Genomic DNA, 23,400 nt, shown 5'->3' with positions numbered 1-23,400 from the left:
GGATGGCGATGGACTTTACTTTCAACCAAGAACAGCAGCAATTCGCCGACGCCCTGCGCCGCTGGGTGGAAAAGGACTACGGTTTCGACGCGCGCCGCCAGATCATCCATTCCCCGGCCGGCGTGTCCGACGCGGCCTGGGCCACGCTGACGGAGCTGGGCATGCTGGCGCTGCCCGTGCCGGAAGCGCAGGGCGGCTTCGATGGCAGCGCCGTGGACCTGCTGCTGGTGATGCAGGAGCTGGGCCGCGGCCTGGTGGTGGAACCGTATTTCGCCACCGTGCTGGGCGCCCAGTTCCTCAAGCTGGCCGGCGGCCACGACGCGCTGCTGGAACAGGTGGCCGGCGGCACGCTGAAACTGGCGTGCGCGCTCGGCGAGCAGGGCGCGCGCCATGACCTGAACGACATTGCCACCACGGCCCGCGCGGCCGGCGACGGCTACGTGATCGACGGCGGCAAGACGGTGGTGATCCACGGCGGCCAGGCCGGCGCCTTGATCGTCTCGGCCCGCAGCGCCGGTGCCCAGCGCGACACGGACGGCATCTCGCTGTTCGTGGTGCCGGCCGACGCGGCCGGCGTCACCGTGCGCGATTACCGCACCATCGACGGCCAGCGCGCCGCCACCGTCACCTTGCGCGAGGTGGCCGTGCCGGCCTCGGCCCTGCTGGGCCAGGCGGGCGCCGGCTGGGATATCCTGGACGCGGCGGCCGACTACGGCGCCACGCTGCTGTGCGCGGAAGCGGTGGGCGCCATGGACGCCATCTTCGCCGCCACGCTCGACTACCTGAAGACGCGCGCGCAGTTCGGCGCCCCGATCGGCAAGTTCCAGGCCCTGCAGCACCGCATGGCCGACATGTTCATCCACCTCGAGCAAGCCCGTTCGATGGCCATGCTGGCCGCCGCCAAGGTCGGTTCCGGCGACGTGGAGGAGCGGCGCCGCACGGTGTCGGCCGCCAAGGCCCGCATCGGCCAGGCCGCCAGGTTCGTCGGCCAGCAGGCCGTGCAGCTGCACGGCGGCATGGGCGTGACGGACGAGCTGCCGGCGGCCCACCACTTCAAGCGCCTGACCATGATCGATGTCACGCTCGGTGACGCCGACCATCACCTGGAACGCTTCATCGCCCAGCCGGCCTTCCGGCAGCACGCGTGAGGGGCACGGCCATGGCACCGCTGCAATGGTACTTCGAGGATTTCCACGCCGGGCAGGAGATCGCGCTCGGCACGCGCCACGTGACGGAGGAGGAGATCATCGCCTTCGCCAGCGCGTTCGACCCGCAGCCGTTTCACGTCGACCACGACGCGGCGGCCGCCTCCATCTATGGCGGCGTGATCGCCAGCGGCTGGCACACGTGCAGCATGATGATGCGCATGGTGGTCGATAACTTGCTGTCGCAGGCGGCGGGCATGGGGTCGCCCGGCCTCGATGGCGTGCGCTGGCTGTTGCCGGTGCGCGCTGGCGACACGCTGGCGGTGCTGTACCGGACTAAGGACACGCGGGCGTCGGCGTCGCGGCCGGACCGGGGCATTGTGTGGTCCGTGTGGGAAGCGCGTAACCAGCACGGTGAGCTGGTCTGCACGGTGGACGGCATGGGCATGTACGCGCGCCGCCCGCCCGCCGCCACCAGCTGAATGGCGGCGCCGCCTCAGGCGCTGTGACGGGCCGGCGCGTCGCCGGCGCTGGCCACGCAATAGCGGTTGCGGCCGTGCTGCTTGGCGCGGTACAGCTGTTCGTCGGCGCTGCGGATCAGCAGGTCGGCGCCGGCCGATTCACCCGGCTCGATCGCCGCCACGCCCATGCTGACCGACACCACGGAACTGGTGGGCGAGGCTGCGTGGGGCAGGGCCAGCGCGTCCACCTCGTCGAGGATGCGGCGCGCCACGGCCGTGGCGCCGGCCACTCCCTCCTGCGGCAGCAGCAGGATGAATTCCTCGCCGCCGTAGCGCGCCAGCAGGTCTTGCGGGCGTGACGCGCACTGCTTCATGGCTGCCGCCACCTTTTGCAGGCACAGGTCGCCGGCCTGGTGGCCGTAGGCATCGTTGTAGTGCTTGAAGTGGTCGATGTCGATCATGATGGCCGCCAGCGGCATGCCGCTGCGCGCGCAGCGGCGCCATTCCAGCTCCAGCGTGTCGTTGAAGTGGCGCCGGTTGGCCACGCCCGTCAGCGCGTCCGTCAGGGTCAGTTCGCGCATGGCGTCGGCCTGGCGCTTGACGGTGAGCTGGGTGCGCACGCGCGCCCGCACCACGGCCACGTTGAACGGCTTGCTGATGAAGTCCACGGCGCCCGCTTCCAGCGCGCGCGTCTCGTCCTCGGGCTGGCTCAGGGCCGTCACGAACATGATGGGGATGTCCTGCACTTCCGGCGTGGCGCGCAGCGCGGCGCACACGGCGTAGCCATCCATGCCGGGCATCACGGCGTCCAGCAGGATCAGGTCCGGCAGTTGCTGGCGCGCGATCTCGATGGCCGTCGGGCCGTCGAGCGCGAACAGCACTTCCTGCTCGTCGCGCAGGGCCTGGTACAGCACCTGCACGTTTTCCATGGCATCGTCCACGATCAGGATGCGGCCGTTGACGGCGAGGTCGGTCCAGCTCATGCGAATTCCTTTTGTTGCAACAAAGTGTGGACCAGTTGTCCGGCTTCCCTGAAGCGCAGTGTCTCCACGGCCTCGGCCAGGGACGCCGTTGCCGTGCCGTCCACGGCGTCCAGGCGCGGGCGCAGCGACTGGAACACGGCCAGGGCTTTCAAGTTGTTATTCTGAAGTAAATCTTGCAGTTGCACCAGTGTTGCAATTAACGTCGTCGCGCTGGCGTCGTCGAACTCGTGCGCGGCGCGCCCGGCGACGGTGGCCGGCAGCCGGCGGGCGCCGTCGGCCACCGTCGCCAGGGCCGCCTGCAGGGCCGCCAGCAGCGGCGCCACTTGTTCGGAATGGCCATCATGGAGCGCCGCCTCCACCTGGGCCGCGCAGCGGGCCACGTCGCTGGCGCCCAGGTTGGCGGCCACGCCGCGCAGCCGGTGCAGCGCCTGGCCCGCCTGCTGGCGCTGGCCCGCCGCCAGCAACTGCCGCACTTCGGCCACTGATCCACCCTGCGACTGGACAAAGCGGCGCAGCAGCTGGGCCAGCGCGCCGAAATTGCCGCCCATGCGCGGCAAGGCCGCGGCCAGGTCGATGCCGGGCAGTTCGGCCGGCGCGGCTGGATCGATGCCATCGCCTTCCACGACGACGGCGGCCTGGCCCTGGTCCGCGTGGCGGATCGCCTGGGGCGCCAGCCGGACCAGGGTGCCCAGTAATTGCTCGATGTCGATCGGCTTGGCCACGTGGGCGTCCATGCCGGCCTCGGTGGCGCGCCGCAAGTCTTCCTCCATCACGTTGGCCGTCATGGCGATGATGGGCAGGCCCAGGCCGAGCCGGCGCGCGGCCGCGGTCGCGTCGTAGCCGTTCATGACGGGCATCTGGATATCCATCAGCACCGCGTCGTAGCGCTCGGGCGCCTGCTGCAGCAGTTCCAGCGCCTGTTCGCCGTTGCCGGCCAGGGTCACCTGCGCGCCCGCGTGGGTGAGCAGGTACTGGGCCACTTCCTGGTTGATCGGGTTGTCCTCCACCAGCAGCAGGCGCATACCGGCCAGGCGGTCCTGCAGGGCGTGCGAGGGCAGGGCGATGGCTGGCGCGGCCGGCTGGCGCACGGCGCGCACGGCCGCCAGCAGCCGGGGCGGCGTGGCCGGCTTGGCCAGCACCCCGGCCGCGCCCAGCGCCGCGCAATCGTGGGCCAGGTTGGCGCTGTGGTGCTCGGGCACCATCAGCAGCACGGGCGGCAAGGCCGCGCCGGCGGCGCGGGCCTGGGCCAGCAGGCCGCCATCGCCGGCGCCCAGCGCGTCATAGTCGAGCAACAGCAGGTCGAACGGGGCGGCGCCGTCATCCAGCGCCAGCAGGGCCAGCGCGGCGGCGCCGCTGGCGACGCCACTGACTTGCCAGCCAAAGGCGGCGCACGTGCGGCGCAGCGCGGCGTGCACGCTGGCGTTGTCGTCGGCCACCAGCAGGCGCAGGCCGCGCAGGGCGTCGCTATCGGGCCGGCAGCCGCCATCGTGCGGCTCGGCGCGCCGGAACGCGCACACGGCGCGGAACGCGGCGCCCTGGCCGGGCGCGCTGTCCACGGTGAGCGTGCCGCCCTTGAGCTGGACGATGCGGCGGCAGATGGCCAGCCCCAGGCCGGCGCCGCCGTATTTGCGGCTGGTGCTGCTGTCGCCCTGCGAGAAGGCATCGAAGATGTGTTCCTGCTGTTCGGCCGTGATGCCGATGCCCGTGTCGCGTACCACGAACTCCAGCGTGAGCTCGGCCGCGGTGCTGGCCAGCAGCGCCACCGACAGCCGCACTTCGCCTTGCGGCGTGAACTTGATGGCGTTGCTGACCAGGTTGAGCAGCAACTGCTGCAGCCGCATGGCGTCGCCCACCAGTTCGCGCGGCACGCGCGCGTCGATGTCGTACACCAGTTCCACGCCCTTGTCCCAGGCGCTGGCGGCCACCATCACGCTCACGCTGTTGAGCACATGCTCGAACTGGAAGCGCACCGCTTCGAGCACCAGCTGGCCCGATTCGATGCGCGAGATGTCGAGCACGTCGTTTACCAGCGACAGCAGCGACTGGGTGGCCAGCTGGATCTTGTCGAGGTAGCTGCGCTCGCGCTGGGCCAGCGGCGCGTCCTGCAGCAGCCGCGCCAGGCCGATGATGGCGTTCATCGGGGTGCGGATCTCGTGGCTCATGTTGGCCACGAAGGCGCTCTTGGCCCGGCTGGCCGCTTCGGCCTTGTCGCGCGCCAGCCGCAATTCGTCGTTCAGTTGCTGCAGGTGCAGTTCCGTCTCCTTCAGTTCCGTCACGTCCGATTCGAGCACGAAGAAACCGCGCACCTGGTCCTGTTCGTCGTGGTCGGGAATGAAGTTGACCCAGGTGTAGCTGATGGCGCCCGAGGGCCACGCCAGCTGGCTCTCGAAGCCCTGGGCCATGCCGGCCAGGGCGCCGGCCACGTGCGGCGCACACAGGGCGTAGCGGGCGCTGTCGAGCACCTCGGTCATGCGCGCGCCGATGACCTGGCCGGCGTCGCGGCTGTGCCATTCGAGGAAGTAGCGGTTGGCGAAGCGGCATTGCAGGTGGGCGTCCCAGTAGGCCACCATGCCGGGCAGGTTGTCGGTCACGGCGCGCAGGAACTGCTCGCTCTGGGCCAGCCGTTCGGCCGTGGAATGGAGCACGGCCTCGGCCCGGCGCCGTTCCGTGATGTCGAGCGCGATGCCCAGCAAATGGGTGACCTGGCCATGCTCGTCGCGCAGCGCCACCTTGCGCGTGGTCAGGAAGTGGGGCGGGGCGCCGTCGGCCGTCACCAGTTCCTGTTCCAGTTCGCTCACCTGGCCCGAGGCCAGCACGCGCCGGTCGTCGGCGCCGAAGGCTTCGGCCTGGGCGGCGGGCATGATCTCGTAGTCGGTCTTGCCCAGCACGTCGGCGCGCTGCAGGCCCAGCAGTGTTTCACCGTAGCGGTTGAACATCTCGTAGCGCAGGTCGGAGGCGCGCTTGACGAAGATGGTGGCCGGCATGTGCTCGACCACGGACTGGAACAACTGGCGCGACTGGCGCAGCGCCGCTTCGGCCCGCTTCAGTTCGCTGATGTCGAGCAGCAGGCTGGTGATGCCGGCGATGGCGCCGTCGGCGTCGAACTGCGGGTAGTAGCTGACGATCCAGTGGCTGGTGCGCCCCGGCGCGGCCGCGCTCACGCCGGTCCGTTCGATGCCCACCAGCGGCTTGCCGGTCTGCAGCACGGTGCCATAGTCGTGCAGCACGCTGCGCCGCACCTCGGGGTCGGTGATCATGGCCATGATGGGCTGGCCCAGGTGGGCCGCCACGGGCCGGGCGTTGTAGGCGGCCAGGTAGTCGTTGATGCGCACCACCCGCAATTGCGGGTCCACGTAGCTCAGGCCCACGGGCGCGGTGGCGTACAGGGTTTCGAGCTGGGCCCGTTCCCGCTCCAGCTGGGCGGTGCGCTCGGCCACCAGCGCGGCCAGTTCCGTGCGGTGGCGCTGCAGATCGCCTTCCAGCGAGCGCAGGGCCAGTCCCACGGCCTGCGCCTCGCTGAACGTCATGCGCTCGAGCGTGAACGGGGCGCCGCTGGCCAGCGCCTGGGCCGGCCCCAGCAAGGCGCGCACGGAACGGCTGATGCGCCCGCCCACCACCCACGCCAGCGTGAAGCCGATCGCCAGCAGCAGCGCCAGCAGCACCGACACCGTGCCCACCGTTTGCAGCAAGCGGTCATTGGCCAGCGCCTGGGGCGCGGCCACGGCCACGGCCAGGCCGCTGGCCGGCGCCCGGTTCAGGCCCAGGTAGATCGGGGTGCCGTCGGCGGCCCGGGTGTCGCGCAGCGATTCATGCGCCAGGCCCAGTTGCATGCGCAGCGCGGGCGGCGCGAGCTGGCCCACCACGTTGCCGCCGCTGCCGTAGTGGGCCACCAGCACGCCATCGCGGTTGTACAGGGCCACGCTGTGGCGGCTGGTGACATGCTCCTCGATCAGGGTCCGGGCCAGCCGGTCCGGCTTGAGCAGCACGGTCAGCGCGTAGCGCAGCTTGCCGTTGTGGCGCACCGGCACGTCGATCGCCAGCAGGGCCTGGTCATGGTCGTACACGACTGAGACGGCCGGCTGCGGCGGCGCGGCGCTGGCCGTGTCCGGTGTAGCGGCCAGCAGGGCGCGCAGCCGTGCCTGGTTGCGGCGCGCGCCGAAGGCGCTGGCCACCGTCTCATCGGGCGCCGGCAGCAGCGCGCCGCGGCTGTCGCTGAGCAGGAAGCGGGAGCCGGGAAACTGGGGCACCAGCAGGCGGGCCGCCTGTTCGCGAAAACTGGTCAGGTCGCCGCTTTGCAGGCTGGGCGAGGTGGCCAGGGCCTGGGCCGCGCTGGCGCTCTGGGCCAGGTCGCGGTCGATGGCGGCCGCCACCGCGCGCGCCACTTCCAGCGTATCCTCGCGCAGCGCCGCGTGCTCGCGGCCATAGAGCTGGCTGACCAGGGCGGCGAAACCGATCACGGTGGGCAGCGCGCAGGCCAGCACCAGCAGCGCAATCTGCGAGCGTATCGAGGGCAGGGATGGACTGGCGTGTACTGGCAATGCGTGAACCCCAAGTGAGCCGGTGGCGGCGGCGCGGCCCCCCGGTGGGCTGCGAAAACGCTGGCAGCACGATAGTAGCCCAGCGCGGCGGTTTGAGAAAGCGGCAAGTGCAGCGGCGCGCGGCTGGCGCGACACATGGCCCGCGCCGTCCCCGGGGCGGGGCCGGCCGGCTCAGACGTGCTTGCGTCCGCGCGCGTAGTCCCAGGCCAGTTCGGCCATGGGACGCGCCATCCGGCCCGAGGCCAGCGCCTGGGCGCTGGCGGCCGTGCCGTCCACGTAGCGTTTCATGATGCCTTGCATGATGCTCGCGAGCCGGAACATATTGAACGCCAGGTAGAAATTGAAGTCCTCCAGCCGGATGGTCTTGCCGGTGCGCTCGGCGTAGCGGGCGATGTATTGCTGCTGCGAGGGGATGCCCAGCGCCGCCAGGTCCAGCCCGGCGATGCCGCGGAACTGGCCCGGCGCGATGTGCCAGCTCATGCAATGGTAGGAGAAATCGGCGAACGGGTGGCCCAGGGTCGACAGTTCCCAGTCCAGCACGGCCAGGATGCGCGGCTCGCTCGGATGGAACAGCAGGTTGTCGAGCCGGAAGTCGCCGTGCACGATGGACGTTGCCTCGCCGGGCGGGATGTGGTGCGGCAGCCACGCGATCAGCTGCTCCATCGCCGCGATGGGCTCGGTCTGCGAGGCCAGGTATTGCTTGCTCCAGCGCTCGATCTGGCGCGCGAAGTAGTTGCCCGGCTTGCCGTAGTCGGCCAGGCCGATGGCGGCGTAGTCGATGCTGTGCAACTGGGCGATGACGCGGTTCATCTCGTCGTAGATGGCGGCCCGCCCGGCTGGCGTCATGCCGGGCAGGGCCTGGTCCCACAGCACCCGCCCTTCGACGAATTCCATCAGGTAAAAGGCACGCCCGATCACGCTCTCGTCGGTGCACAGGGCATACTGGCGGGCGGCCGGGAAGCCGGCTTTCTGCAGCGCGTCCATGACCCGGTATTCGCGCTCGATGGCGTGGGCCGACGGCAGCAGCCTGGCGGCCGGCGCCGGCTTGGTGCGCAGCACATAATGCCGGCATTGCTGCTGGCCGGCGATACTGAGCTTGAAGGTGGGGTTGGACTGGCCGCCCTTGAACTGTTCAACCGTGAGCGTGCCGGCCGGGTAGCCGGCCACGTGCTGGCGCAGGTAGGCGTCGAGCGCCGCCACGTCGAACTGGTGGCGCGCCGATACGGCCTTGGTACCGATGAATTCCTCGAACATGGTGTCTCCCGCGTTGAAAGGAGAACCCATTCTAGCGGATGAATAGTACGTCCGTGCTTTCCATTTATTAAAATCGGGGACGTACCCCGGTTTTGCCAATTTGGCAAATTGGGGTACGTCCCCGATTTTGTCAGAAGAACAGGGCGGTGCGGGTGATGATGGTGCCGTTGTTGGTGTAGTTACCGGTGGCGCGCACGGAGCCGGTGTTGAACTTGCCATCGTCGAGCTTGCTGTCGATCTGCTCGGCGAACGAGTCGGGCAGGTTGTCGAAGCGGATGCCGTTGCCGCCGCGGCCGGCCACGATGTCGTTGTAAATGTAGACGGCGCCGCCCTGGGCGCTGGTCATGAAGTCGGTGCTGCCATTGTAGGAACCCGTGATGAAGCCGGCCAGCGCCAGGTGCTGGGGCGCCAGCTGGTATTCGGCGATCTGGCCATCGCCATTGCCGTTGCCGGTGGCGCCGGGGGCGTGGATGGTGGCCTGCACGTCGTCGCCGGGCAGGGCGCGGAACTTGTCCTGGTAGGCGTTGACGGCGGCCGACAGCGAGTTCGATTGCTGGATGATGTTCTTGACCTTGGCGCTGTCGATCAAACCCTGGCCCTTGAGCACGCCGCCCAGCAGCAGGCCGATGATGACGAGGACGATGGCGATTTCAACCAGGGTGAAGCCACGTTGGGCCGGGCCGCGCGCAGGTGGACGGTGCATGAGAAGTTCCTTTCGAGGCATAAGGCTATATTACATTTCCTGAGCGAATTGCGCATCATAAAGAATGGCGCGCCGCGGCGGAAGGGGCGCACGATTCAATGCGCCTGCGCTTGCTCCCTGGCCTGGAGTGCGTCGAGCCGGCGGGCCAGGAAACGCAGCTCGTTCGGGTCCGTGATGCGGCCATCGTGCAGCAGGCCGCCGATCAGCGCGCGGGCGCTGGCTAGCTCGTTCATGTCTTCCAGCACGAACGCTTCCAGTTCGCGCGCCCACGGCGGCACCTGCGGCCCCGTCGCCCGCAGCCGGATGGCCTGGGCGTAGCGGCGCGCCAGCGGCAGGTCGTGCAGCCGGTGGCGGGCGATGATGGCGGCCTGGGCCAGCCACGGCCAGCGCCGGTCGGGGTCTTCGCCAAAGCGCTGGTAGACGAACTCGAGCATGCGGCGCACGCGCTGCGGGTCGTCCACGGCCGTGTACAGCGTGCTGGCGGCCAGCAGCGGATACTGGCTGCGGGGATCGAGGTCGAGCGCCCGGCCCAGCCATTGGGCCAGGCGCTCGTAATCGAGGCTGCGCCAGGGCAGGCTCACACCAGGCTGGTCGTCCCAGCCCTGCACGTACAACATCAGCACGCGCGACAAGGCGGCCCGCTCGCCCAGGCTGGCCAGCTGCAGCGTGGCCAGCGCGGGCGGTGGCGGCAGCGGCTGGGCGCCGGGCGGCGCTGGCTGGTGGCCCGCCTGCCACCAGACCTGCGTGGCCAGGGCCAGCGCCAGCAGGACCGGCACGGCACGGGGCACGCGGCGCAGGGGGCGGTTGTCCATCACAGGTTCTTGCGGTACAGGTCGAACAGGGCGGCGGCCGTCAGCAGCGTGACGTAGATGGCGCTCTGGATGCCGATGGCGGCCAGTTCAGCGGCCGTGCCGCCGTGGTACAGCAGCCAGTCGGTGCGGGCGCAGGCGTCCAGCCTGGGCAACAGCAGGGCCAGCGCGTCGATCGCCCGCGTGAGCAGCGCATCATGCCGGCCGGGGCCGTGCGCCAGCAGTTGCAGGGTGGACGCCGTGCGCGCCAGCAGGTAGAAGGCGAACGCGGCGGCCAGGGCCGGCAGCACCTGGCTCAGCGTGAGCATGCACAGCAGGCTGAAGGCGGCCACGATCCACAGTTCGGCCAGCAGTGACAAGGCCCACAGGGCGGCCTGGCCGGGCGGCGCCACGCAGGCGGCCAGCGCGCCGAACAGGGCGGCCGGCAGCATGGCCAGCGCGGCGAAGCCGGCCAGCTTGCCCAGCAGCCAGACGGCGCGCGGCAGCGGCAGCGCCAGCAGCAGTTCCTGGCCCTTGTCGTTGGCCTCGCGCACCATGCTGGTGACGACGAAGGTGGCCACCAGGAACACGGCGGCCAGCCGCAGCACGGCCGCCAGCAGGGCCGTCTGCAACTGGCCGCTTTCCGTCAGGGCCACCTCGTGCAGCAGGCCGCTGGCGCCGATGGCGCCGCAGGCGGCCAGCACGAGCAGCCACAGCAGGCGGTTGCGCAAGGCCTCGCGCAGCGTGTGGCGGGCGATGATGACGACGGGCCAGTGCATGGTCAGGGCAGGCGCTGGGCCGCCACCAGGCGGTTGAACAGGATGTAGGGCGAGACCCACGTCACCAGGTCATCGTATTCGCCGCCCGGCGCGGCCGGGTTGTCGCTGGGGTCGCGGGCGATGAAGGCGATGGCCGAACTGGCGTTCACTTTCTCGTCCTGGTTGCTGGCCGAGGTGTCGGCCACCAGCGTGCCCTGGTCGGTGCTGGCGCCAAAGCCGTTCTTGCCGTGCGACAGGATCACGGCCGGGATGTCATTGACCAGCGTGGCCGGCACCAGGTTGCCGGCGCCGTCGCGGGTGGCGATGCTGATGTCGCGCGCGGTCTGGAAATTGAAATGGACGGCGCTGTCGCTGAAACCGGGCGAGACACTGTAGCGGTACAGCCGGTTCCAGCTGTCGAGCTTGCTCAAGCCCAGCGTGGCCCATGGCAGGTAGCCGACCCGGCGTTCGCCGCGGCAGCGGTTCTCGCTGCGGTCTTCCAGGCCGTTGCTGGCCGAGACGGCGGGGCAGGGCAGGTAGCCGTTGCGCAGCGCGAAACCGATCAGCGCTTCGCGCGCATCGTCGAGCGCCTTCTGGGTGTCGCCCACGCGGCGCTGTTCGAGCTGGGCGCTCAGCGGCGTGACCAGGCCGCCGATCATGAGGCCGACGATGACCAGCACGATGGCGATCTCGACCAGGGTAAAACCGTGTTGTGTGCGCTTCATGTTCCGTCACGGCAGCTTGCGCGCCGTTCCCATCTGTTTGTATAAAAAATCCAGCGGCACGAACGTTACCAGATCGTCGAACACGCCGCCGGGGACGGTGGCGTCGGTGGTGGCGGGGCGGCTGATGAAATGGGCGCTGCCCTGGTCATTGAGCTGCTCGTCGACGTTGCCGCTGGCCGTGTTGGGCAGCACGATGCCCAGCACCGTGCTGCCGAAATTGTCCCGTCCCTGCGACAATACCACCAGCGGCGCGCATTGCGCGGCCAGTTCGCAGCCGCCCTGGCCGGCCAGGTAGGCCAGCGCGCCGCCGGGGTAGCGGGTTTGCACGGTCTTGGTTGCGATGGTGGAAATGCGCTGCACGGGCGCCACCGTGTAGGCTGGCGTGACGCTGTAGCGCAGCCGCTTGCCCCAGGCGTCGTCCCCTTCCACGCCCAGCGTGACCCAGGGCAGGAAGCCGGTGCAGCTTTCCTCCGACGTGCACGGTGCCGGCCGCTCTCGCCCATCCGTGGCCGACACGGCCGGACGCGGCAGGCGGCCCTGGGCCGTGGCGTAGCCCACCAGCGCATCGGTGGCGGCGCCCATGCGTGCCAGCGTCTGGCGGGTGTGGCGTACCTCGCGGTCGCCCCTGCTGAAGGCCGTGATCAGCAGGCTGGCCGCGCCCACGCCCATCAGCGCCAACAGCAGCAGCAAGGCCGCGCCGCGCTGGCGCGCGCTGGCGCGGGCGTGGGCGCCGCTAGCGTCCGGCCGCTTCTTGTACGGTGCCATCGGCGGGATTGAAACGCTGGCCAGGCTTGAGCACCACCGTGCGCCCGGACGACAGTTGCAGTTTGACCGACTGGTCGGGCCGCAACTGGGCGTTGCTGTCGGCATAAGGCACCTGGTTGATCCAGACGGTGGACTTGCCGCTGCTGCGCCGTACTACGCCGTTCAGCTGCGCCGGTTCCGGCGGTGGCGCCGGAGGTGCGGCATCAGGTGGTGGCGCGGCCATCATGGGCGTGGTGGCGCCGGGTATGGCGCCGCTCTGGGCGGGCGGGCTGGTGCCGCGCCGCATGTCGAGCGCCAGGCGCTCGTCGTTGGAGGTGAACAGGCGGCCCAGTCCCAGGGTCTGGGCCGGCGCTGGCCCGGCCAGCGCTGCCAGCAGGACCAGTGCCAGGAGCGGTCGGCGGACAGGCGGGACGGTGCGCGCCCGTGGGCAGCCGGGGTGGGGCGAGGTCATGGCTTGCTCCGGCTGCTGAATGGCACGCCCACAGCCGGCGCGCCGGGCGTGAGGGTGAGCCAGTTGAGCGTGCAATCGGCCGCCAGCGTAGGCGCGTCGGCCTGGTTGAGGTTGGCGCCGAGGCGCTTGATGGCGCAATCTTGCACGGCGAAATAGCCGCGTGCCCGCAAATCTTCCAGGAAGTTGAACAAGTCCAGCTCGTGCAACAGATCCATGTGCAAGCGCATGCGGCTGGCATGCAACTGGTAGTCGCCGCTGGCGATGCCCGGTTCCAGCGCCACGGGCTGCTGCGGTGCGATCTCATAGCTGATGGGTTGCAGGCGGCGCTCTTCCTGGATGCGGCGGATCGCGTCGAGCCAGCTCAGGCGGTTCTCCTCGCCCACCAGGCCGCGCTCGCGCATGACGAGGAACTGGGGCTGGAAGGTGCGGATCTCGCGCTTTTCATTATCGGCGTCGGCATAGCGGGCATAGGCGGCGTCGCGCACTTGCTGCACGTGGGTGCGGGTGGCGCTGGCGTCGCGCAGCTGGGCGTTGCTGACCACCACGGCCGCCACGCCCACGGCCACGCTGGCCGCCAGGGAGACCACGCCCCAGCGGATCAACGCGAATTCGCGCACCCAGTAGGGCACGGCGATGGTGACGGCCGGCTTCTTTTTCTTGCCGGGCAAGGTGGCGGCTGCGTTCATCAAGGATTCCAGATCAGGTTCAAGGCGAATTTCAGTTTGTCCTCGGCCGTCACGCCGGCCGTCACGCCGGCCTTGCCGCTGAGCTTGACGGTGGGCCGGGTGTCGAGCGGTTGCGATTCGATCTCCACCGCCATGTGCGGCTGGGCCGCCAGGGCTTGGGCGAACTGGCGCATGGCGTCGAGCGCGGCCCGGTAGTCGTCCTGCTGGCCGCTGATTTCCGCCTCCAGGTGCAGCGCCTGCGGTGGCGCGCTGGGCAGGCCCAGCAGGCGCGACGGCACGGGCGTGGCCGGGCCGCTGTCGGCCGGACCCTGCATGGCCGACGGCGCCGGCGCGGCGCCGGGCAGGTCGACGCGCCAGTCGAGCCGGTTGAGCCGGATCAGGGGCGCCCGCTCCAGCGCGTTGCTCAGCATGCGCACCATGGGCAGCGGGGCCGGTCCTTTCTCGGCCAGCATGCGTTCGATGGCCACGGCCGCCTTCATGTTGGCCGTCCTGGCCACGGCCGGCGGCATGTCCGACATCACGGCCTGATACTGGCTGTCGTAGCGGGCCGTCTCGGCCCGCATGCGGGTGGCCGCGTTGTCAGCCTCGCCGGCCCGCCACAGGCTGACGGCGGCCCACATCAGCGTGCAGCCGAGGATGGCGGCGCTGGCGCCATACATGGCCACCCGCGCCCACCACAGCTGGTAGTAGCGGCGCGCCTGACCCAGCGTGTAGTGGCTGCGCGGCAGCTCGGCGCCCAGCAGCTTGAGCAGCAAGGTGTCGGCCAGGCGCGGCGCCTCGGGCAAGCCCACCTTGGCGGCGGCCGTCTCCATGGGGATGAAATGGTAGGCCGTCTCCGGGCCGTTGCGGCACAGCGCCGACAAGCGTTCTATCTGGTCGGACGGGGTGACGATGGCCGTGTGCAGCACGTCGCCCCGTTCGATCAGGTGCACGCTGGTGAGGAACTGCAGCGTCTTGCCCGTCTCGGCGGCCACGTTGACGGGCACGCCGTCGCGGTCGATGGCCAGCGTCAGGCGCGAGAACTTGAGCTGGCCGTCGCGGAAATAACTCTGGCGCAAGCCGCCCGACTGTTCCGTCACCAGCAGCAGGTGTTCATGGTGCAGGCCGAGCTTGCGGCGCAGCACGTCGCTCATCAGGGTGGTCGTATACAGGCCGGCCAGCGGCGCCTTCAACGCTTCGAGCGCGGCGATCCACGGCTGCACGATGGAGGGGTTGGTCAGGCCGCTGAGCAGGGCGATGTCGTCGCGCCGGCCTTCGGGCGCGCGGCCCTGGATGCTCACGTGGCGGTACGGCGTCTCGCGGTATTGCTGCATCAGGCGGCGCTGCAGCATCTGGCGCCCGGCCTTGCCGCTCACGTGCGGCAGCGTGAGGCGGTGGTAATCCTCCTCGATCAGGTCGGTGAGCAGCCAGCACGGGCCGACGGGCGCGGCGTCGATGTAATCCATGAAGGCGTCGATGCCATCGTCGTCGGACGCGAAGCAGGGGCCGGTCGTGAGCTTGCCCAGGCGCCAGTGGTAGACGCACAGCTGTTCGCTGGTGAGGTAGAGTAAATGGTTGCGCAGCACGGCGGCCTCAGGTCTTGATCTTGCTGATCGTGTCGTAAATCGGGCCCAGCACCGACAGCATGATCCAGCCCAGCAGCAGGCCCAGCACCACGGTAATGGCCGGTTCTATCATCGCCTGCACCTTCTCGATCATTTCCTTCACTTCACGGTTGTAGAAATAGGCCACGTTGCGCAGCGCGCCGTCGAGCGCGCCGGTGGCCTCGCCCACCTTGAGCATGCGGATCACCAGCGGCGGGAAGATGCCCGTGTTCTGGAACGCGGCCGTCACGCCCTGGCCTTCGGAAATCAGGCGCGCCGCCTGTCGCAGCCCGGCCGCCACCACGCGGTTGCCGACGATACCCTCGGACAGGCGGATGCATTCGAGGATGGTGATGCCGGAAGCATACATCAGCGCGAAGAAGGTGGCAAAGCGGGCCAGGATCACCTTGTGCAGCACCGGGCCCACCATCCAGATGCGCAGTTGCAGCGCGTCGAAGCGGTAGCGCGCCGTCTCGCTGCGCGCCAGCCAGGCCCGGGCGCCAAACCAGGCCGCCACGGGCAGGGCCAGCAGCAGATACCAGTAATGGATGAAGATGTTGGACACGAAGATCAGCGCCCGCGTGTGCAGCGGCAGCGTGTTGCCCATGTTCTTGATGAAGGCCGTCAGTTGCGGCACGAGATAAATCATCAGGAAGAACGTCACGCCGGTGACCACCACGCCCACCACGGCCGGATACATGATCATCTTTTTGGTCTGGGCCGCCAGCTCGTCCTGCCACTTCAGGCTTTCGGACAGGTTCTTGAACACCTCGGCCAGCTTGCCGCTGTGTTCGCCTGCCGCGATCAGGCTGGTGAAGGTGACGTCGAACACGTCCGGATAGGCCGCCAGCGCCGTCGACAGTTGCAGACCGCCTTCGATGCTCTCGATCAGGTCGGTGATCACTTCGCGAAAGCGCGGGTGGTCCATGCTCTCGCGCAAATCGTCCAGGCCTTCGAGGATGGGCACGCCGGCCGCCGTCAGCTGCTCCATGTGGAAGCAGAAGTTGATCAAGTCCTTGCGCGTGATGACGCGCTTGATGGCCACCACCTTCTGGCGCGTGACCTTGCAGTCGACCAGGTCCAGGCCCATGCGGCTCAACCGCAGTTCCAGGTCCGGTTCGTTGGCGGCGTCCATATTGCCCGGCAACAGCTGGCCGCCGGCATCCATGGCGCGGTAGATGTATTGGGGCATCAGCTCAGCCTGTCGGTCAGGTCCACCACGCGCGCCACTTCCTCCAGCGTGGTCACGCCCTCGAGCACGCGGCGCACGCCGTCGTCCACCAGCGAGTGGAAGCCGCCGGCCGTGGCGGCCGTCTTCAGCTCGCGCGAGGAGGCGCGCCGGGCCACCAGTTCATCGAGTTCGGCCGTCATCTTGAGCAATTCCATGATGGCGATGCGGCCCTTGTAGCCCTGGTGCGCACAGCGTTCGCAGCCGACGGCGCGGTAGATGGTCTGCGGCGTGAGCGCTTCCTGCTCGCCGTCGTGGGCCGGCGGCGTGGGCAGGCCCAGCAGACGGCGCTCGAGCGGGTCGGCTTCGAACGGTTCGCGGCAGTGGGTGCACAGCTTGCGCACCAGGCGCTGGGCCACGATGCCGATGATGTTGCCGGCCATGATGTCGGGCAGGATGCCGATGTCGAGCAGGCGGGTGACGGAGCCGATGGCCGAATTGGTGTGCAGGGTCGAATACACCTGGTGGCCCGTCATGGCGGCCGCGAAGGCCATCTCGGCCGTTTCCTTGTCGCGGATCTCGCCCACCAGGATGATGTCGGGGTCTTGCCGCATCATCGAGCGGATGCCGTCCGCAAAACCCATCTTGGCCGACTCGTTGACGGAGGTCTGGCGGATCATGTTCATCGGGTATTCCACCGGGTCTTCCAGCGTCATGATGTTGACGCTTTCCGTGTTGATGTGGTTGAGGATGGAATACAGCGTCGTGGTCTTGCCCGAGCCGGTCGGGCCCGTCACGAGGATCACGCCGTCGGGGCGGGCGATCATCAGCTTGAGCAGATTCAGTTCGTTTTCGCCCAGCCCCAGGCCGTCGAGCGGGACGATGCCTTTCTGGCGGTCCAGCACCCGCAGCACCACGTTCTCGCCGTGGGTGGTGGGCTGGGCCGAGGCGCGGAAATCGATCTGGCGGCCCGAGAACTTGATCGAGATGCGGCCATCCTGGGGCGCGCGCGTCTCGGCGATGTTCATGTTCGAGATCACCTTCAGGCGCACGGCCATGGCCGGCCAGTAGGATTTGTGCAGGCTGCGGATCTGGCGCAGGATGCCGTCGATGCGGTAGCGGATGCGCAGGAACGACTGCTCGGGCTCGAAATGGATGTCGGAGGCGCCGTTCTGCACGGCGTCGGCCAGCAGGGCGTCGATCAGGCGCACCATGGGCTGGCTGTATTCGTCCGAGGTGCTGCCGGCGATGCTGGCGTAATTGACCTCGCCCGTCTCGATCTCGTGCAGGATGCCATCGATCGACAGCTCGAAGCCGTAATACTGGTCGATGGCGCGCTGGATGTCCGATTCGCCGGCCAGCAGCGGCGTGATGGTGATGCCCTTGACCAGCATGGCGCTGATCTGGTCCAGCGCCACGATGTTGCTGGTGTCGGACATGGCCAGGATCAGGTTGTCGCTGTGGCGCTCGTAGACGATGGGGAACACCCGGTAGCGCTTGGCCACGTCCTTGGGGATCAGCTTGAGGGCGATGGCGTCCACCACCAGGCTGTTGAGGTCGGCGCTTTGCTGGTTCAGGTTCTTCGACAGCGCCTCGCGCACCGTGGCCTCGGTGACGAAACCGAGCGTGATGAGCAGCTTGCCCAGCGGTTCCTGGCTGCGCCGTTGCTCGATCAGGGCAATGCGCAGCTGGTCCTCGCTGATCACGCCTTTCTGGATCAGCAATTTGCCGAGCGGGATTTTAGGTTGTTCTGCCATGGTGTTCTGCCGGCGTGCGCCGCATGCGTGTTGCTAGTGTCTTTGTTGCTGGGGTCGCTGGCTCATCGCTGGCTCATTGCTGGGCCGGGTGGTACAGCTGGTTCAACTGGTGCAGGCGCAGGCGCAGGGCCGCGCGGTCGAAGCTGGCCGGTGCGTCCTGGGCCAGTGCCAGCGCCTTCTGGTAATAGGTCAGGGCCAGCTTGCCCTGGTTCAGGCGGTCCAGCCCGATGGCCAGGTTGTAGGCGTAATCGGCGTTGTCCGGCGCGGCCGACCAGGCCCGGAAGTAGGCTGGCTGGGCCTCGGACCAGCGGCCCTGGCGCGCGTACAAGTTGCCCAGCGCGAATTGCAGGGGGGCCGCGTCGGGCGTGCGGGTGAGCATGGTCTTCAGGCGCAGCTCGGCCAGGGCCGCGTCGCCCTGGCGCAAGCCTATCAGGCCGGCCAGCGCGTCGCCATCGTTCGGGTCCAGGTCCAGCAGGCGGCTGTAGATGGCGGCCGCCTGCGGCCCCTGGCGCTGGCGCAGTGCCACGGCGGCCGTGCCCAGCAAAGCGTCGCGGTTGTTGGGGTCGGTGCGCAGGGCCAGCGCGTATTGCTGCTGGGCGCGCGCCAGGTCGCCGCCGTTGAAGGCCTGGTAGGCCGCTTCCAGGTTCGGGTCGGTCTGTGACGGAACGCTGCTGCGCGCCACCTTGATGTCGCTGTTGTCAGGGGCGGCCAGCGGCGCCAGCGCGTCCTGGCCGGGTACCCCTGGTTTGGCGCCAGCCGGGGCGTTCAATGCCGGCGCATTGTTCATCGCTGGCTCGGGCGGCGGCTGGTCGTGCCGGGCGTACTCTTCCTGCGTGACGGGGCCGGACGGGGGCGGTATCAGGTACTGGGCTGACGCAGCCCCGGCCGGAGCCGGCGCAATCGGAGCGCCAGCGATCGCAGCGGGCGTCGCGCCAGTGGGGAGGGGAACGCCCGCCGGCGCGGCGGGGAGCGGCGCGGCACTGGGTTGGGCACCGCCGGTGGGCGGGCCGTTGGTGGCCGCGCCCGGCGCAGCGACAACCAGTTGGGCCGAAGCGGCGCCCGTGGTGGCGTTGGGCGGCGGCATGGGCACCATGGGCAGGCGGGCGCCGGGGCCGGGGCCCGTGAGGGCTTGCCAGTAGATATAGCCGAACACGGCCGCGATCAGCACGGCAACGCCGCTCAATACCGCCAGCCGGATCTTGGCCGGGTCCATTCCAGCCCCGCCGCTGGCCATCGAAGCGGCTGCCGCGGCGCGCGCGCGCGCGGCGCCGCGCGGCGCATCGGGCTTGGCGCGGCCGTCGCCGGCACCGTTCTGGCTGGCCTGGGCCGCCTGGGCTGCCGCTTGCGCGGCGGGCGGCGGCACCGGCCGTCCCGGCTCCTGTTGGCGGGCCTGGGGCGGCACCGGATCGTGGATCGCTTCATCAGCCACGGCCAGCACGGGGATGGGCGGCTCCGTCTCGAACGACAACGGTGCCAGCGCGGCATCGAGCGCGGCCGGCGGCATGGGGACGGGCGCCGGCGCGGCCGGGGTGGCTGTCACGGGCGGACCATCGAGCGGCTCCAGGTCGAGCATGAACTCGCCGCCGGCGCGCGCCGGGGGCGCTGTTTCCTGCGGCGTCAGAGCCAGCAGCTCGTCGAAGGCCTCGGACGGTTTTTCCAGCTCCGTCTCGGGAATGCTGTTCTGTTTGGCGCGCTCTGCTTTTTTCAGCGCTTGCATCAGCAGGCTCATGTTCCATCCGCCTTCAAGGGGGTGACAGGGGCGGCGCTGGCGGCCGGGGCCGCGGGCGCCGCCGCGTCCTGGTTGGGCAGCAGGTAACGGTACTCCTTGAAGTCGCCATTGATGCTGGCGTCCTTGACCACCACCGGCCGCATGAAGATGACCAGCTCCGTCTTGACATTGTTTTCGTTACGGTAGGAGAACAGGTTGCCCACCACGGGCAGGGCGCTCAGGCCCGGCACGCCATCCTTGGTGTTGTCGACCGAGTCCTGCATCAGGCCGCCCATCACGGCCACCTGACCGCTCGACACTTTCATGATCGATTCCAGCTCCCGGGCCTGGATCACGGGCACCTTGCTCACCACCTGGCCGGCCGCCAGCGCCGGGTTGGGGTCCTGCACGTAGCCGACGATGCGGGTGATGGTGGGGCGCACATTGAGCGTGACTTCATCGGTGTCGGAAATCTGCGGCGTGACGCTCATCACGAAACCCACCGGCACCGTCTCGAGCCGCGATTCATAGGTGGCCGGGGTGGTCGGCGAGCCATTGCTGCCTAACACGGCTGGCGTGACCTTGATGGTGAAGAACACGTTGTTGTCGACCACTTTCAGCAGGGCGGTCTGGTTGTTGAGCACGCTGATCTTGGGGCTGGACAGCACTTTGACCTTGCCGAACGTTTCCAGCAGCTGGATGGTGGTGGCAATGTTGCCCAGGCGCGAAGTGGGGTTGGCGTAATTGAGCACGAATACGCCCGGCGAGGTGCCGGGGATGACGTCCGATGGCAAGGTGGCGTTACCCACCTGGCCCTGGGTCAATTTGAGGCCGCCCTTGCCCAGGCTGCTCCAGTTGATGCCTTGCTGGTACTGGTCGCTCAGCCGCACCTCGATGATGGTCGCTTCGATCAGCACCTGGCGCTTGGCCGCGCCCAGCACGATGTCGAGGAATTGCTGGATCTTCTCGTGCTGGCGGGCGGTGGCGCGCACGGCGATCAGGCCGCCCTCGATATTGGTGATGACGGAGGCCTGGTTCTTGAAGGCGGCCTGCTTTTCCTGCAGCTGCAATTGTTGCTGCTGCTGGGCGGCCGGATTGGCGTTGAAGGCGGCCGCGCCTTGGGGGGCGAAGATGGCCGGCGTCATCTGGTTGCTCTGGCCGGCCTGCTGCTGTTGCTGTTGCATGGCCATGGCCTGGCTTTGCGCGGCCGCGTTGGCCGGCTGCTCGTGGAACGCGGCCAGCGGGTCGATCGGCGTGTCGTACAGGTTGGACGGGCGCAGCATGTCGCGGATGTTCTTCTCGAGCGTGTACCAGAAGTTGTTATCCGAACGGTTGTTGACGGCCGTGGTCGAATTGTTGTTGCCCGACGCGCCGTTGTTGGTGCTGTTGAGCGCGCTGGGGCTGTTGGTGGCGCCGGTGTTGACGTTGCTGGCCGAGCCGCCACCCGTGGTCGAGATCTGGGTGGCGATGTTGACGCTGCTGCTGGTGCTGCGCGCGATGTTGACGTAATCGACCTTGTAGTTGCGCCACACGGGCGTGTCGGGCTGCACCACCAGGTTGTTGCCGTCGATCTCGTAGCGCATGTCGACCTGCTTGGCGATACGGGCCAGCAACTGCGGCATGGTCTGGTCAAGCGCGTTGAGCGTCACCGTGCCTTCGATGCCGGGGTGGATGTCCACGTTCAGGCCGGCGTCGCGCGCCAGCGCGAACAGCAGCGACTGCACGGGCACCTTGTGCACGGTCACGCTGTAGGTTTCCACCTTGGCGGCCGGCTTGGGCGGCGCCAGCGCCACGCTCTCCTGCACCGGCTCGGGGATGGCGCCGGCCGGGCGGGCCGCTTCGGTGATATGGCTGCGCGAGTCGGGCATGGGCGCGCTGGCGCAGCCGGCCAGCAGCATGCCGCACAGGGCCGGGATCAAGGGAGCAACGTGGTTTTTCATTGATCTGTCCGCCCCTTGCGCTGAATGTTGTGCTTTTGGAATTCTAGTCGACATGATCTTACAATTTAACTTGTCCAGCAACCATTACGTTTCATTGAGGCAAATTCTTTGACGAGACGGCCGCCACGGGTGGCGCCGCTTGCGGTGCCACCTGGGCCACGGCGGCGGGCCGGGCCGGCGCCAGCGCCGGCAGGGGCGGGCGCCACAGCAGCCACGCGATGCCGGCTAACAACAGCACGATGATGAGCGTGAGCGCCGTGGTGGCGTGCGATACGATACGGTTTTTCTTCTTGAATGTCGTTTCCTGTATCGCGTTGTTGACATGGTCCACCTCGACCCGCTCCGCGTCGGCCGCGTAGGCGGCCAGCAAGGCCTTGTCGGCCAGGATATTGATGCGCCGCACGATGCCGCCCGAGGCGCGGGCGATACGCAAGGCCGCCTTCTGGCTGAACAGCGCCGGTCCCGCGTAACCGGCCGCGCGCAGCCGGAAGTCGAGGAACTCGGGCACCAGTTCCGGGGGCATGGCCGGCACGTCGAAGCTGTGGGTGATGCGCTCTTTGAGCTGGCGCATGCTGGCCAGGTCCAGGTGCTCATCGAGCTCGGGCTGGCCGAACAGCACGATTTGCAGCAGCTTGTTGCGGGCCGTTTCCAGGTTGGTCAGCAGCCGGATTTCCTCCAGCGTGGCCAGCGGCATGGCTTGCGCTTCCTCCACCAGCAGCACCACCTGCTTGCCGGCGCTGTGCTTGGCGATCAGGTCGGCGTGCAGTTCGCGCAGCACCTCGTCGCCCCGTTTGCCGGCCGGCTGCAGGCCCAGCTCGCTGGCGATGGCGAACAGCGCTTCCAGCGGCGACAGGCTGGGGTTGACCAGGTAGATCACTTCGATGTGGGGTGGCAGCTGGCTTTCGAGCATGCGGCACAGCATGGTCTTACCGCTGCCGACCTCGCCGGTGACCTTGATGATGCCTTCGCCATGGGTGACGACATAGAGCAGCGCCTGCAGGATTTCGCCGCGCGTGTTGCCGGCGTAGAAGAAGGCCGGGTTGGGCGTGATGCCGAACGGGGATTCCTGCAGGCCGAAATGGGAACGGTACATGGTGGCGGCCTCAGGCGATGCAGCGCAGGAAAGCCTGCTCCAGCGTGTCGGCCTGGTAGCGGGCACGGCAGTCGGCGGGCGTGCCGGCGTAGCGGATCCGGCCAGCGTGCAGGATGGCCATGCGGTCGCACAGCTCGTCCACGTCGGCCAGCAGGTGGGAGGTGAACAGCAGGGCGCTGCCGGCCGCGCGCCTGGCCAGCAGCTGGGCCTTGAACAGGGCGCGCGCCTTCGGGTCGAGGCCGCTGGTGGGCTCGTCGAGCACGTACAGGGCCTTGGGCGCCAGCAGGCAGGCGGCCAGGCCCAGTTTCTGGGTCATGCCTTTGGAATAGCTGCGCACCGTACGTTGCAAGGCCGACACCTCCAGGTCCAGCGCCCGCACCATGCCGTCGATGGCGGCCGGGTCGGCCGCCTGGCCCTGCAGGCTTAGTATGTACCGTATAAATTCCGCTCCCGTCAGGTAATAGGGCGGGGTGAAGCGCTCCGGCAGAAAACCGAGCGGCGCGCGGGCGGCCGGCTGGCGGTGGTCGCGGCCGAAAATATGGATGGTGCCGCCATCGACTGCGCAAAAATCAAGCAGGCATTTCATCAGGCTGGTCTTGCCCGCGCCGTTCACGCCAACCAGCGCCACGCACTCGCCGGCCGCCACTTCCAGATCCACGTCCTGCAAGACGCAGGTGTCGCCATAGCGCTTGGCAAGCTGGTGGATTCGCAATGCAGGGTCGGTCATGTGTAGCGGTCTGAGCGCGCGAGTGGTAAGCGACCCACACTGTAGCGCATTCCCCCCTGATCTTGCTAGTGCAAACGTGAATTTCCCCTATGAAGCGGTATTCTGGCGACGTTCATGATTTTCCGAAGGGTAGATTGCTGGCAAGGACAATTTTCTGGACTAGAATG

The 23,400-nt window shown here is 68.7% G+C and carries 19 protein-coding genes; 2 read left to right on the top strand and 17 right to left on the bottom strand.

The window, feature by feature from the left end; all coding sequences use genetic code 11:
- The first annotated feature begins 8 nt into the window (after positions 1 to 8).
- On the top strand, positions 9 to 1,148 hold the full coding sequence (locus H3H36_RS15365; protein ID WP_182218965.1) for an acyl-CoA dehydrogenase family protein: 1,140 nt from the start codon (positions 9 to 11) through the stop codon (positions 1,146 to 1,148).
- Positions 1,149 to 1,159: 11 nt separating this feature from the next.
- Positions 1,160 to 1,627, top strand: a complete 468-nt coding sequence (locus H3H36_RS15360; protein ID WP_182218964.1) for a MaoC family dehydratase — start codon at positions 1,160 to 1,162, stop codon at positions 1,625 to 1,627.
- Positions 1,628 to 1,641: 14 nt separating this feature from the next.
- Here H3H36_RS15360 and H3H36_RS15355 read toward each other — a convergent pair whose 3' ends face one another.
- The 17 genes from H3H36_RS15355 to H3H36_RS15275 all read right to left on the bottom strand — a co-directional run bounded on the left by H3H36_RS15355 (position 1,642) and on the right by H3H36_RS15275 (position 23,233).
- Entirely contained in the window at positions 1,642 to 2,589 is a 948-nt protein-coding gene (locus tag H3H36_RS15355; protein ID WP_182218963.1) for a diguanylate cyclase domain-containing protein, read from the bottom strand.
- The gene (locus H3H36_RS15350; protein ID WP_182218962.1) at positions 2,586 to 7,127 is read right to left on the bottom strand and encodes a PAS domain-containing protein; all 4,542 of its coding nucleotides are present in this window, start codon (positions 7,125 to 7,127) and stop codon (positions 2,586 to 2,588) included. Before H3H36_RS15350 ends, H3H36_RS15355 begins: the two co-directional genes overlap by 4 nt.
- A gap of 171 nt (positions 7,128 to 7,298) precedes the next feature.
- Positions 7,299 to 8,381 carry a phosphotransferase gene (locus H3H36_RS15345; RefSeq protein WP_182218961.1) on the bottom strand — a complete coding sequence of 361 codons (1,083 nt, stop codon included), beginning with the start codon at positions 8,379 to 8,381 and terminating at the stop codon, positions 7,299 to 7,301.
- Positions 8,382 to 8,511: 130 nt separating this feature from the next.
- Positions 8,512 to 9,084, bottom strand: a complete 573-nt coding sequence (locus H3H36_RS15340) for a prepilin-type N-terminal cleavage/methylation domain-containing protein (RefSeq protein ID WP_182218960.1) — start codon at positions 9,082 to 9,084, stop codon at positions 8,512 to 8,514.
- A gap of 95 nt (positions 9,085 to 9,179) precedes the next feature.
- Positions 9,180 to 9,896 (bottom strand): hypothetical protein, encoded by a 717-nt coding sequence (locus H3H36_RS15335; protein ID WP_182218959.1) that lies wholly within the window; start codon positions 9,894 to 9,896, stop codon positions 9,180 to 9,182.
- Positions 9,896 to 10,651 (bottom strand): ABC transporter permease, encoded by a 756-nt coding sequence (locus H3H36_RS15330; RefSeq protein WP_182218958.1) that lies wholly within the window; start codon positions 10,649 to 10,651, stop codon positions 9,896 to 9,898. Before H3H36_RS15330 ends, H3H36_RS15335 begins: the two co-directional genes overlap by 1 nt.
- 2 nt (positions 10,652 to 10,653) lie before the next feature.
- Positions 10,654 to 11,355, bottom strand: coding sequence for a type II secretion system protein (locus H3H36_RS15325; protein WP_182218957.1), 702 nt, complete (start codon positions 11,353 to 11,355; stop codon positions 10,654 to 10,656).
- Positions 11,356 to 11,361: 6 nt separating this feature from the next.
- Positions 11,362 to 12,120, bottom strand: coding sequence for a hypothetical protein (locus tag H3H36_RS15320; RefSeq protein ID WP_182218956.1), 759 nt, complete (start codon positions 12,118 to 12,120; stop codon positions 11,362 to 11,364).
- Entirely contained in the window at positions 12,089 to 12,571 is a 483-nt protein-coding gene (locus H3H36_RS15315) for a hypothetical protein (RefSeq protein WP_182218955.1), read from the bottom strand. Before H3H36_RS15315 ends, H3H36_RS15320 begins: the two co-directional genes overlap by 32 nt.
- Positions 12,568 to 13,257, bottom strand: a complete 690-nt coding sequence (locus tag H3H36_RS15310; RefSeq protein WP_182218954.1) for a hypothetical protein — start codon at positions 13,255 to 13,257, stop codon at positions 12,568 to 12,570. Before H3H36_RS15310 ends, H3H36_RS15315 begins: the two co-directional genes overlap by 4 nt.
- Complete coding sequence (locus H3H36_RS15305; RefSeq protein ID WP_182218953.1) at positions 13,257 to 14,822, bottom strand: hypothetical protein; 1,566 nt, start codon at positions 14,820 to 14,822, stop codon at positions 13,257 to 13,259. The genes H3H36_RS15310 and H3H36_RS15305 overlap by 1 nt, the downstream gene beginning before the upstream one ends.
- A gap of 7 nt (positions 14,823 to 14,829) precedes the next feature.
- Positions 14,830 to 16,032 carry a type II secretion system F family protein gene (locus tag H3H36_RS15300; RefSeq protein WP_182218952.1) on the bottom strand — a complete coding sequence of 401 codons (1,203 nt, stop codon included), beginning with the start codon at positions 16,030 to 16,032 and terminating at the stop codon, positions 14,830 to 14,832.
- Positions 16,032 to 17,765 (bottom strand): GspE/PulE family protein, encoded by a 1,734-nt coding sequence (locus H3H36_RS15295; protein ID WP_182218951.1) that lies wholly within the window; start codon positions 17,763 to 17,765, stop codon positions 16,032 to 16,034. Before H3H36_RS15295 ends, H3H36_RS15300 begins: the two co-directional genes overlap by 1 nt.
- A gap of 73 nt (positions 17,766 to 17,838) precedes the next feature.
- A complete protein-coding gene (locus H3H36_RS15290) occupies positions 17,839 to 19,494 on the bottom strand; it encodes a tetratricopeptide repeat protein (RefSeq protein WP_182218950.1) in 1,656 nt (551 codons plus the stop codon).
- Complete coding sequence (gene mshL, locus H3H36_RS15285; RefSeq protein ID WP_182218949.1) at positions 19,491 to 21,413, bottom strand: pilus (MSHA type) biogenesis protein MshL; 1,923 nt, start codon at positions 21,411 to 21,413, stop codon at positions 19,491 to 19,493. The genes H3H36_RS15290 and mshL overlap by 4 nt, the downstream gene beginning before the upstream one ends.
- A 91-nt stretch (positions 21,414 to 21,504) precedes the next feature.
- A complete protein-coding gene (locus tag H3H36_RS15280) occupies positions 21,505 to 22,506 on the bottom strand; it encodes an ExeA family protein (RefSeq protein ID WP_182218948.1) in 1,002 nt (333 codons plus the stop codon).
- Positions 22,507 to 22,516: 10 nt separating this feature from the next.
- Positions 22,517 to 23,233, bottom strand: coding sequence for an ABC transporter ATP-binding protein (locus tag H3H36_RS15275; RefSeq protein WP_182218947.1), 717 nt, complete (start codon positions 23,231 to 23,233; stop codon positions 22,517 to 22,519).
- Positions 23,234 to 23,400 lie beyond the last annotated feature (167 nt).

It is taken from the genome of Rugamonas fusca (assembly GCF_014042365.1).
GTDB lineage: Bacteria > Pseudomonadota > Gammaproteobacteria > Burkholderiales > Burkholderiaceae_D > Rugamonas > Rugamonas fusca.
This window is presented reverse-complemented; position numbering and strand designations above follow the sequence as displayed.